Here is a 10,784-nt window from a genome sequence, read left to right as displayed (position 1 = left end):
CCGCACTCGTGCCGCCCGCCGCGCCGAGGCCGAGCGCCGCTATCGCGCCGACCTGGAGCGTGCGGTCGAGGCGCGCACCCGCGACCTGACCGCCGAGATGCGCGAGCGCCGCGCCGCCGAGCAGCGGCTGGCGCAGCTGCAGGGCGAGATGGTGCAGGCCAACAAGCTGGCGACGCTGGGCCAGATCACCGCCGGCGTTGCGCATGAGGTGAACACGCCGCTGGCCACCATCCGCCTTCTGGCCGAGAACGGCCAGCAGCTGATCCCGCCGGGGGCGCCGCCGGAAGTCTCGGAAAACCTGGGCCGGATCCTGCGCATGTCCGACCGCATCGCCCAGATCACCACCGAGCTGCGCAGCTTCGCCCGCAAGGCCACCGGCGAGATCGGGCCGGTCCCGCTGAAGGAGGCGCTGGACGCGGCGCTGCTGCTGGTCGCCAGCCGCCGCCGGGCCGAGGGCATCCGCATGGTGCTGCCGCAGATCCCCCCGGACCTCGCCGTGCGGGGCGAGACGGTGCGGCTGGAGCAGATCCTGGTGAACCTGGTCCAGAACGCGCAGGAGGCGCTGTCCGGCCGCCCGGATGCCGAGCTGCGCATCGCCCTGAGTCAGCGCGACGGCATGGTGCGGCTGACCGTCTCGGACAACGGGCCGGGCCTGGCGCCGGACATCGCCGCCACGCTTTTCACCCCCTTCGCCACCAGCAAGCCGCAGGGCCTGGGCCTGGGCCTGGTGATCTCGCACGAGATCGCGCGGGATTTCGGCGGCAGCCTGACCGCCGAGCCGCCGCAGCCGGGCCGGGGCGCCAGCTTCCATCTCGACCTGCCGAGGATGCCGTGACCGAAGCCCCGCTCGTCCGCCTGGTCGACGACGACCCCGACCTGCTGGCCGCGCAGGTGCAGGCGCTGAAGATCGCCGGGTTCCGCCCCGAGCCTTTCACCGAACCCGCCGAGGCGCTGCGCGGCCTGGGCCCCGACTGGCCGGGCGTGGTGCTGTCCGACGTGCGCATGCCCGGCATGGACGGGTTCCAGCTGTTCGAGCGCATCCATGCGCTGGACCCGGACCTGCCGGTGATCTTGCTGACCGGCCATGGCGACGTGCCGATGGCGGTGGCGGCGCTGAAGCAGGGGGTCTACGATTTCCTGACCAAGCCGGTCGGCGGCGGCTCGCTGGCGGCGGCGCTGGCCCGCGCCGCCTCCTCCCGCGCGCTGGTGCTGGAGAACCGGGCGCTGCGGCAGCAGCAGCAGGCCAGCGCCGCGGCCGAGACCCGGCTGCTCGGCCAGAGCCCGTTCATGCTGCACCTGCGCGAGACCGTCGCCCGCGTGGCCGAGACCGGGGGCGACGTGCTGATCCTCGGCCCCGGCGGCTCGGGCAAGGAGACGGTGGCGCGCGCCATCCATCGCCAGAGCCCGCGCCGCGCCCGGGCCTTCGTGCATGTCGCCTGCGCCGCGCTGGACGAATCCCGCTTCGAGGCCGAGATGCTGGGCGCCGAGCCGCAGGGCCGCAGCCCGCGCCTGCCGGGGCGGCTGGAGAGCGCGCATCGCGGCACGCTTTACCTCGACGAGATCGACGCGCTGTCCCCGGCCCTGCAGGCGGCGCTGCTGGCGCTGATCGAGGCGGGCGAGATCCGTCCGCCCGGCGCCGCCGCGCCGCGGGCGCTGGACCTGCGGGTGATCGCTTCGAGCAGCGCCGATCTGGCGCGGCTGATGCGCGAGGGGGCGTTCCGCAGCGACCTCTATTACCGGCTGTCGGGCATCACCCTGACCCTGCCGCCGTTGGCCGAGCGGCGCGAGGACATCCCCGAGCTGTTCCGGCATTTCCTGGTCGAGGCGGCGGCGCGGCTGGACCTGCCGGTGGCGCCGCTGACCGGCCGGGTCAAGGCGCGGCTGGCCGGCTATGGCTGGCCCGGCAACCTGCGCGAGCTGCGGCAATTCGCCGAAAGCCACGCGCTGGGACTGTCGCCCTTCGACGCGGCGGGCGCGGCCGAGGACGCGCCCGGCCTGGCCGAGCTGGTGGCGGAATACGAGGCCGAGCTGATCCGCGACGCCCTGCGCCTGGCCGAGGGCAACGCCACCCAGGCGATGACCCGGCTGCGCCTGCCGCGCAAGACCTTCTACGACAAGCTGAACCGGCACGGCATCAGGCCCGCCGATTTCCGCGTCAACGACGGCTAGCGAGGCCGACCGCTGGCGATGCGGGGCGTTACTTGCCGGCCAGCGCGATCAACTCGGCCACGGACCGCGCATTCAGCTTTTCCAGGATGCGGGCGCGGTGGTGGTCGACCGTCCGCGGGCTGATGCCCAGGGCGGCGGCGATCTCCTTGCTGGAGATTTCCGAGGGCCGGGCCACCATGCGCTCGACGATCTCCATCTCGCGCGCGGTCAGCCGCTCGAAGCGGGCGCGGTGGTTCCGGCTCTGCTCCTCGTCGGCAAGGCGGGCGCGGGCGATGACGAAGGCGGTCTCGATGCGCTCCAGCAGGTCGGTCTGGCGGAAAGGCTTTTCCAGGAAATCCACCGCGCCGGCCTTGATCGCCTGCACCGACTCGGGCACGCCGCCATGGCCGGTGATGAAGATGATCGGGATCGCCATGCCCATGGCGTTCATGTGCTTTTGCAATTCCAGCCCGTTCATGCCGGGCATGCCGTAATCGAGGATCAGGCAGCCTGGGCGGCGCGGGTCGTAGCCCTCCAGGAAGGATTGCGCCGAGGCGTGGCTCTCGACCGCGTAGCCGCGCCGTTCCAGCGCACGCGCCAGGGACCTGCGAATATCGTCGTCGTCGTCGATCACGAAGATCGTCAGGGTAACGTCGGACATGGCAGCCTTGCGTTCAGCATCGCAAAGGGTATCGGTCAGTTTTTGCCGGGCTGCAAGCCGGGCGGCAACCCTGCCGGCCTCAGCCATGGGCATGGACCGGCAGCGTGAACAGGAAGCGCGAGCCGCGGCCCGGCAGCGCCTCGTGCCACAGCGCCCCGCCATGCGCTTCGACGATCGAGCGGCAGATGGACAGGCCCAGCCCCATGCCGTCGGGCTTGGTGGTCTCGAATTGCGAGAACAGGCTGATCCCCGGCGCGATCCCCGGGCCGGTATCCTCGACGGCGATGCGCACCATGGCGCCGTCGCGCGTGGCGCGCAATGTGACGCGGCGGTCGGCGGTGGGATCGGGGGCCAGCGCCTCGATGGCGTTGCGCAGCAGGTTGACGATCACCTGCGCGACCTGGACGCGGTTGCCGCGCACCGGCGGCAGGTCGGGGTCCAGCAGGGTCTGCAGGCCCACCCGCGCCTCGGTCGCCTCGGCCTGGACCAGGCGCAGGGTCTGTTCGACCAACGGCGCCAGGTCCAGCGCGGTGCTGTCGCCCTCGTCCTTGCGGATGAAGCCGCGCAGGGCGCGTATGATTTCGCCGGCGCGCAGCGACTGACCCTCGATCTCGGCCAGGATGGTGCGCAGGTCGCGCAGCGCCGGCGGCGCCCCCTCGGGCTGCTCGTTCAGGATCAGCAGCGCCGTGTCGGCATTCTGCGCGATGGCGGTCAGCGGCTGGTTCAGCTCATGCGCCAGCCCGGCCGCCATCTGGCCCATGGTGTTGCCGCGCGCCAGGTGCGACAGGTCCTTGTTCAGCTGGGCGATCTGGGTCTCGGCGCGCTTGCTCTGGGTGATGTCGTCCATGGTCAGCACCGCGTGCAGCGGCTTGCCGTGCTCGTCCCGGATCAGGATCTCGTTCAGGGTGATCCAGATGGTGCTGCCGTCCTTGCGGATGCAGCGCATCTCGCGGTTGACGGCCAGCTCGCCGCCATCGGTGCTGAAGGTCTTGCCGACGAAGGTCGGATCCTCGGGATGGAACAGGTCGCGCAGCCGCATCTGCGTCAGTTCCCGGGCGCTGTAGCCGGTGATTTCGCAGATCCGCGCGTTCACCCGGATGAAGCGGCCGCTGTCGGGCTGGATCTGCGCCATCCCGCGCGAGGCCATGTTGAAGGTCTGGCCGTATTCGCGCTCGGTCTTGCGGCGGGCGACGATCTGCTGGACCAGGGCGTCATTGGCGCGCTCCAGCTCCTTGTAGGTGCGGGGCAGCGGCGCGTCGGGGTCCAGCTCGCCCTGCGAGATCAGCGCCGTGCGCACCGCGAAGGCCCGCACCGGCCGGTGGATGTAATCGGCCAGCGCCAGCCCGATCAGCCCGGTCATCCCCGCGACCAGCGCCGCCAGCCAGATGTTCAGGGTGCGGTTCTTCTTCAGAACCCCGGTGAAGTCGTTCTCGGGGGCGTAGACGGCGATGGTCCAGGGCAGCTTGTCGCTGATCACCGGCATGATGGTCGAGACGTAGGAGGCGCCCTGGTAGTCGAATTGCGACGGCGTCTCCTGCCTGACCGGCAGGGCGCCGGCCAGCGCCAGGGGCCCGAAGGCGGCGCGGGCGATGGGGTCGCCAAGCTCGCGGATATCGGCGAAGCGCAGGGTGCCGTCGGCGCTGCGGGTCTTGATCAGGCTGGCATCGGGATGCGCGATCACGTCGCCGTTGTGGTTGATGATCAGCGCCCGGCCGTGCTGGCCGATGTTCAGCCGCGACAGGAATTCCGAGATCATGCTGATCTCGATATCCACGCCGACGGCGCCGCGCACGCTGCCGTCCTCGTGCAGCACCGGCGCCGCCAGGGTGATGCCGGGCTGCTGGGACGAGAAGAAGATATAGGGATCGGTCCAGATCGTCCGCCGCTCCCTGCTGGCCTTGACATACCAGGGACGGTCGCGCGGGTCGTAGGTGTCGGCCGGGTCCAGCTGCCGCCCGACCGTCGCGAAATTCGCGTCGCGCCAGATCAGCTCGATCCGGCGCTGGCCGTTCTTGACCGAGATGATCTTGGAGCGGTATTCCGCCGGCCCGTCCGGGCTGCGCATGACCATCACGAAGCTGCCGTCCTCGCGCCCGTAATAGAGCCCGGCGAATTGCGGCGCCATCTTCAGCTGCTGGAACAGCAGCCGTTCCAGCACCGGCGTGTCGTCGCTGGCGATGACCCGGTTCTGCGCCAGCTGCGCGGCCAGTTCCGCCGCGCCCTGCGCCGGGCTGAGGAAGCCCTTGGAATGTTCGATGGTGTTGATGCCGACATCGCGCAAAAGGTCGCGGGCGTGCTGGATCAGCGCCCGTTCCGAGGTGACATAGGAGGAGAAGACCACCAGCAGGATGGCCAGGAATTGCAGCCCGGCCATGCCCATGGCCAGCGAGGCGCCCAGCGATTTCTTCATCGGCGCGGAGGGCCGGGCGGATCCCGGCTTTCGGCGGCGGAGCCACGGGGGCATCGCGTCATGGTCATGTCGAGGCTCTTTCGGATGCGGGCGGGGCGGGCGGCGGCACGGGCCGACCGCATTCCTAGCATCTTGCGGGCCGCGGCGCATCGGCCCGCCGGCATTTCCCGCGCCGGCGTGTCTTTGGCACATACGCAGAATTGCCTAGGCAATGGCGCGGAATTTATTTTTCCGGATTGGTATGGAAGAGAGCGGGCATTGGGAACGCGGCCCCGCCGCCGCCCGGGCCAAGCCTCGGGCGGTATTTCAGGGGCCAATGGATTCCGGTTGTGACAGTAACGAGTAGGGCAGGTTCATTGCCCGACATGACATGACCGGCACCGTGGGCATTTTGCATGGTGCCGGTCAATTCGTATCGTTCTTGCGGCAAAGCCGGGTTCAGGCCGGTTCGTCCTCGCGCCGCAGTGCCGGCAGCCCGACGCCGGTGGCGTCGAAGCCGCCGTCCACCGCCAGCGTCTGGCCCGAAACAAAGCTGGCCTTCTCCGAGCACAGAAAGACGATGGCCTCGGCGATCTCGCGCGCTTCGCCATAGCGGTTCAGGGGAATGGCGTCGTAATAGGCCGCGATGATCTCGGGCGCATGCACGGCCATGGCCAGCTTGGTCCTGACCGGGCCGGGGGCCACGCAATTGACGCGGATGCCATGCTCGCCCAGTTCGGCGGCGAATTGCTTGGTCAGGTGGATCACCGCCGCCTTCGAGGTGCCATAGGCCACCCGCAGGGTCGAGGCCCTGAGCCCGGAAATCGAGGCGATGTTGACGATGGCGCCCCGGGTCTTGGCCAGTTCCCCGGTCGCGGCCTGGGTGCACAGGAACACTCCGTCCAGGTTGGTCGCCATGACCTCGCGCCATTGCTCGAAACTGGTCTGCCCGACCCGCGAGAACAGCGCCACGCCGGCATTGTTCACCAGCGCATCGACGCGGCCGAAGCGTTCGACCACCTTGCGGATCACCCCGTCCACGGCCTGCGGGTCCGAGATGTCGGCCTCGATGGGCAGGACGTTCTCCAGGGGGTCGCAGGCGCGGTGCAGTTCCTCGGTGTCGCGGTCCACCACGGCCACGGCCCAGCCCTGTTCCAGGAAGATCTCGGTGGCGGCTAGGCCGATGCCGCGGCAACCCCCGGTGACGATGGCGGTTTTCATGGCGTTTCCTCTGTCGGTTCGATGATGAGTTCCAGCGTCACGCCCAAGGGGTTGGCGCCCCGTTCCAGCGTGCCGCGCGCGATATGGCCGTGGATGTCCACGACTGAGATCGGGACATGCGCTGCGCCCTGGGCCAGCCGCGCGCCGTCGAGGCGCAGCTCGGTGGCCAGGCAGTCCATGCGATGCCCCTCGGCGAAGCGGATATGGTCGATACTGCCGACGCCATGCAGGCGGGCATCGCGGATGCCGTGGCGGGCGGCCAGCGCCTCGATGGCCGTGATCACATCCTCGCCGGGCAGGATGCGGGCGAAAAGCCCGGGACCGTCGCCGTCGCCCTGCGGGGTGAACAGGGTGAAGGCGGTTTCCGGGTCGGGCAGGGCCTCGAACCATGTCTCTGCCGCGCCCAGCCCCTCGACCGTCACGTCCTCGGCGACGGTCGAGTCGAACGGCAGCAGGTGGCCCATGGCGATGTCGTGGCCGTCCGACCAGATGCCATGGCAATGCAGGAAGGGTGCGCCCTCTTTCCAGCCGACCGTTGCGGTGGCGCTTTCGATGGTCCAGCGGCCCGCGGGCGCGTGGGTCGCGGAATACCAGGCCGCGTGCAGCCCGTCGCTCGACAGCGCCGGCAGGACATAGCGCATCGGCGCGCAGGTCACGCCCGCCAGCGAAAGCACGCCGCCCTTGCAGCCGTGCTCGGCGAACAGCTCGCCCACCGCCTGCATCACCGTCTGCCCGGCGCGCAGCCTGCCGTGGATGGGACGCAGCGCGGCGCGCCGGGCCTCGATGCGCTCGGCGGCGCGGGGGCCGGGGTGGACCATGTTCATGCCGGGGCCTGCTCCAGCAAGCCGCGCGCCTCCAGTTCCTCGCGGATCATCTTCTTGGTGATCTTGCCATAGGCCGATTTCGGCAGGGCGTCCCAGAACAGGAAGCGCCTGGGCAGCTTGTAGCGCGACAGCTTCGGGGCCAGGAACGCCGCCAGCTCCTCCTCGGTCACCGGGGCGGCGGCGACGCAGATCGCCCAGCCGACCTCGCCCCAGAGCGGGTCGGGCACGCCCAGCACGGCGACTTCGGAAATCGCGGGATGGGTCAGGATCTTTTCCTCGATCTCGCGCGGATGGACGTTCGAGCCGCCCGAGATGAACATGTCCGACTCGCGCCCGGTGATATAGAGGAACCCCGCCTCGTCCATGTGGCCCAGGTCGCCGGTGCGGAACCAGCCGTTGCGGAAGGCCTTCGCATTGGCCTGCGGGTTCCGGTAGTAGCCGGCGAAGACGGCGGGGCCGACGACGCAGATCTCGCCGGTCTGGCCGGGCGGCAATTCGCGGCCCTGGTCGTCCTGGATCTGGATCTCGATGCCGGTGCGGGCATGGCCGCAGGTGCCGATGCGGGCGGTCGGTCCGTCCTCGGCCTCGTGCAGATGCGCGGGCAGCACGGTGATGTTGCCGGTGCATTCGCCCAGGCCGAAATATTGCACCAGCACCTTGCCGAGGGTGCGCAGCGCCCTTTGCTGGTCCACCCGATACATCGGCGCGCCGGCATAGATCACATAGCGCAGCGACGCGGTATCGGCCCCGGCCGTCGCCGGATGCTCGACCAGCAGCTTCAGGATGGTCGGCACGGTGAACATGGTCGAGACGCGCCATTCCCGCACCAGACCCCAGACCTGAGCCACGTCGAAACGCTCGGTCGGCAGCAGCACGGTCTTCACCCCGCGCGCCACCTGCGTCAGCTGATGCACCCCCGCGCCATGCGACAGCGGCGCCACCACCAGCGAGGCGTCGTCGCCCGTCAGCCCCGGCATCAGGTCCGCCAGGTGGTTCGTGACCACGAAACCCATCTGGCCATGGGTCAGCACCGAGGCCTTGGGCCGGCCGGTGGTGCCCGAGGTGAAGAAGAACCAGCAGGGATCGTCGCGATCCACCGCCGCGACCTGAGGGCGGCTTCCCATGTGCCCGGCGGTGATCGCCTGCACCGAGGGGCCGAAATCTGCCGCGCCGAAGGCCAGCGTGGTCACCCCGCAGGCGGCAGCGTGCTCGGGGAAGGCGGCGTTGCAGAACATCAGCGTCGCGCCCGAGGATTCGGTCAGCCAGGCCACTTCCTCGGGCGTCTGGCGGAAATTCGCCGGCACCCAGACGCCGCCTGCGCGCCAGGTGGCGAACATGGCCTGCATCATCTCCATGCAGTTCTGGGACTGGCACATCACCCGGTCGCCCTTTTGCAGGCCGAAGCGGGTCTGAAGCGCATGGGCCAGCGCGTCGGCGCGGGCCTCGAATTCGGCCCATGTCCAGCGCGCCTCGCCCATGACCAGCGCGATGCCGTCGGGGTCGCGCCGCGCGGCCTGGGTCAGGAAGGTGGCAAGGTTCATCACCCGGGTCGAAACCGGGCGCTGGCCGCCGGCCGGATCGGTGGCGGGTTCGGTCATTTCACGCGCTCCAGGATCGAGCAATAGCTGGCGACCGCCGCGCCGCCCATGTTGAAGACCCCGCCCAGCGTGGCGCCGGGCACCTGCATGGCGCCGGCATCGCCGGCCAGCTGCATGGCGACCATGACATGCTGCGAGACGCCGGTGGCGCCGATGGGATGGCCGCGCGACTTCAGCCCGCCCGAGGGGTTCACCGGCAGCGCGCCGTCGAAGCGCGTCACGCCGTCGCGGATGACGCGCCAGCCCTGGCCGCGCGGGGCAAGGCCCATGGCCTCGTATTCGATCATCTCGGCGGTGGTGAAGCAGTCATGCGTCTCGACCAGCGACAGGTCCGCGATGCCCAAACCCGCCTGCTCCAATGCCGCCGCCCAAGCCCGGTGCGGGCTGTCGAAGGCGATGGGATCGCGCCGCGACAGCGCCAGCAGGTCGCCGGCCTGGGCGCGGGCGCGGAAGCGGATGGCGCGCTGCAGTTCCGCCGCCACCTCGGGTGCGGCCAGCACCAGCGCCGCCGCCCCGTCCGAGACCAGCGAGCAATCCGTGCGCCGCAGCGGCCCGGCCACGCGCGGGTTCTTGTCCGAGATGGTGTTGCAGAAGGCGAGGTCGAAAGGCTTCTGCATATGCGCATAGGGGTTGCGCATGCCGTTTTCGTGGTTCTTGGCGGCGATCATCGCCAGTTCCTCGGAGCGGTCGCCGTGGCGCTGGAAATAGCTTTCGGTGATGCGGCCGAAGACGCCGGCGAAACCACCGGGGATCTCGCCCTCTTCGGGAACGTAGCTGGCCGACAGCAGGATGTCGCCGACCTGGTCGCCGGGGGTCGCGCTCATCTTCTCGGCGCCGATCACCAGCGCCACCTTGCCGCGCCCCGAGGCGATGAAATCCGCTGCCGCATAGAGCGCGGCCGAGCCGGTGGCGCAGGCGTTTTCCGTGCGCATGAAGGGCACGCCCGCCAGTTCCGGCGTGCCCATGGCGACCAGCGCGCCCTGGAAATCCTGCCGCGAGAAGCCGTTGTTGTAGACGCCGACGAAGATGCCGTCGACGGCATCGGCGCCAAGGCCCGCGTGGTCCAGCGCCGGCCGCGCCACTTCGGTCATCAGGGCCAGCGTGTCGGGCGCCTCGGCCTTGCCGAATTTCGTATGCGCCCAGCCGACGATCAGCGGATCACTCATGCGATGTTCCTTTTCGGTTGCGTCTCGAGCGCGGCGAGACGGGATTCGACCAGCCGCGCCTCGCGCAGCAGCAGGGTGGCCAGTTCGGCGCGGCGCGCCTCGTCCATGCGGTTCTCGATGGCGGCGATGGAAAGCGCGCCGGCCGGGCGGCCGTCCGGCCAGAGGATGGCGATGCCCAGGCCCCAGGAGCCCGGCACCACCCGGCCCGGATTCAGCGCCACGCCCGTCTCGCGCGCGCGGGCGAGGTCGTCGGCCAGCGCCGGGGTAAGGCCGGGGGCCAGGTCTTCGATCAGCGGCGCCACCCGGCGCAGCAGCGCATCGGCCTCGGGCGCTGGCAGGGCGGCCAGGATCGCCAGCGCTCCGGCGCCGACGCCGGCGGGCTTGCGGTCGCCGCGCATCAGCGCGTGGGTGCGGACCGGGAAATCGCCCTCGATGCGTTCCAGGCACAGCGTATGGTCGCCCTGCGGCACGGTCAGCAGCACCGCATCGCCGGTCTCGCGCGCCAGCCGCAGCATGGATTCGCGGGCGTGATGCAGGATGCCGTGGCGCTCGGCGGCGAAGCTGCCCAGCAGATAGGTCTCAGGGCCCAGGTGATAGCGCCGGGTGCGGCGGTCCTGCTCGACCATGCGCGCCGATGCCAGCGCCAGCAGCAGCCGCCGCACCGTGGGCCTGGTCAGCCCCGAGGCGGCGGCCAGTTCCGCCAGCCCCAGCCCGGCGCTGCCGCCCCTGCCGACCAGCGACAGCAGCGACAGCGCCCGCGCCACCGCCTGCGCGCCG

At 70.4% G+C, this 10,784-nt stretch carries 9 protein-coding genes; 2 read left to right on the top strand and 7 right to left on the bottom strand.

Going from position 1 to position 10,784, the window contains the following annotated elements; genetic code table 11:
• On the top strand, positions 1 to 835 hold an 835-nt coding region (locus tag I9P22_RS21180), incomplete at its 5' end, for a sensor histidine kinase (RefSeq protein WP_233253518.1).
• Positions 832 to 2,169: a sigma-54-dependent transcriptional regulator gene (locus I9P22_RS21175; protein ID WP_199261866.1), complete on the top strand. Its 1,338-nt coding sequence runs from the start codon at positions 832 to 834 to the stop codon at positions 2,167 to 2,169. The genes I9P22_RS21180 and I9P22_RS21175, both read left to right, overlap by 4 nt.
• Before the next feature lie 28 nt (positions 2,170 to 2,197).
• Here I9P22_RS21175 and I9P22_RS21170 read toward each other — a convergent pair whose 3' ends face one another.
• From I9P22_RS21170 to I9P22_RS21140, 7 genes are all read right to left on the bottom strand, one after another.
• The gene (locus tag I9P22_RS21170; protein ID WP_199261864.1) at positions 2,198 to 2,809 is read right to left on the bottom strand and encodes a response regulator transcription factor; all 612 of its coding nucleotides are present in this window, start codon (positions 2,807 to 2,809) and stop codon (positions 2,198 to 2,200) included.
• 79 nt (positions 2,810 to 2,888) lie between these two features.
• Positions 2,889 to 5,219: a cache domain-containing protein gene (locus I9P22_RS21165; protein ID WP_199261862.1), complete on the bottom strand. Its 2,331-nt coding sequence runs from the start codon at positions 5,217 to 5,219 to the stop codon at positions 2,889 to 2,891.
• 438 nt (positions 5,220 to 5,657) lie between these two features.
• A complete protein-coding gene (locus tag I9P22_RS21160) occupies positions 5,658 to 6,419 on the bottom strand; it encodes an SDR family NAD(P)-dependent oxidoreductase (protein ID WP_199261860.1) in 762 nt (253 codons plus the stop codon).
• Positions 6,416 to 7,243: a PCC domain-containing protein gene (locus I9P22_RS21155; RefSeq protein WP_199261858.1), complete on the bottom strand. Its 828-nt coding sequence runs from the start codon at positions 7,241 to 7,243 to the stop codon at positions 6,416 to 6,418. Before I9P22_RS21155 ends, I9P22_RS21160 begins: the two co-directional genes overlap by 4 nt.
• The gene (locus tag I9P22_RS21150) at positions 7,240 to 8,841 is read right to left on the bottom strand and encodes an acyl-CoA synthetase (protein ID WP_199261856.1); all 1,602 of its coding nucleotides are present in this window, start codon (positions 8,839 to 8,841) and stop codon (positions 7,240 to 7,242) included. The genes I9P22_RS21155 and I9P22_RS21150 overlap by 4 nt, the downstream gene beginning before the upstream one ends.
• Positions 8,838 to 10,007, bottom strand: coding sequence for an acetyl-CoA acetyltransferase (locus tag I9P22_RS21145; protein WP_199261854.1), 1,170 nt, complete (start codon positions 10,005 to 10,007; stop codon positions 8,838 to 8,840). The genes I9P22_RS21150 and I9P22_RS21145 overlap by 4 nt, the downstream gene beginning before the upstream one ends.
• A partial coding sequence (locus I9P22_RS21140) for an IclR family transcriptional regulator (protein WP_233253517.1) occupies positions 10,004 to 10,784 on the bottom strand: 781 nt, incomplete at its 5' end. The genes I9P22_RS21140 and I9P22_RS21145, both read right to left, overlap by 4 nt.

Origin of the sequence: Paracoccus binzhouensis (assembly GCF_016446475.1) — a bacterium.
GTDB classification, from domain to species: Bacteria; Pseudomonadota; Alphaproteobacteria; order Rhodobacterales; family Rhodobacteraceae; genus Paracoccus; species Paracoccus binzhouensis.
This window is presented reverse-complemented; position numbering and strand designations above follow the sequence as displayed.

Bases quoted from the DNA above. Each gene is read 5' to 3' on its own strand.
- I9P22_RS21170 (WP_199261864.1), bottom strand. From the start codon at position 2,809: ATGTCCGACGTTACCCTGACGATCTTCGTGATCGACGACGACGACGAT.
- I9P22_RS21150 (WP_199261856.1), bottom strand. From the start codon at position 8,841: ATGACCGAACCCGCCACCGATCCGGCCGGCGGCCAGCGCCCGGTTTCG.
- I9P22_RS21160 (WP_199261860.1), bottom strand. From the start codon at position 6,419: ATGAAAACCGCCATCGTCACCGGGGGTTGCCGCGGCATCGGCCTAGCC.
- I9P22_RS21145 (WP_199261854.1), bottom strand. From the start codon at position 10,007: ATGAGTGATCCGCTGATCGTCGGCTGGGCGCATACGAAATTCGGCAAG.
- I9P22_RS21155 (WP_199261858.1), bottom strand. From the start codon at position 7,243: ATGAACATGGTCCACCCCGGCCCCCGCGCCGCCGAGCGCATCGAGGCC.
- I9P22_RS21165 (WP_199261862.1), bottom strand. From the start codon at position 5,219: ATGAAGAAATCGCTGGGCGCCTCGCTGGCCATGGGCATGGCCGGGCTG.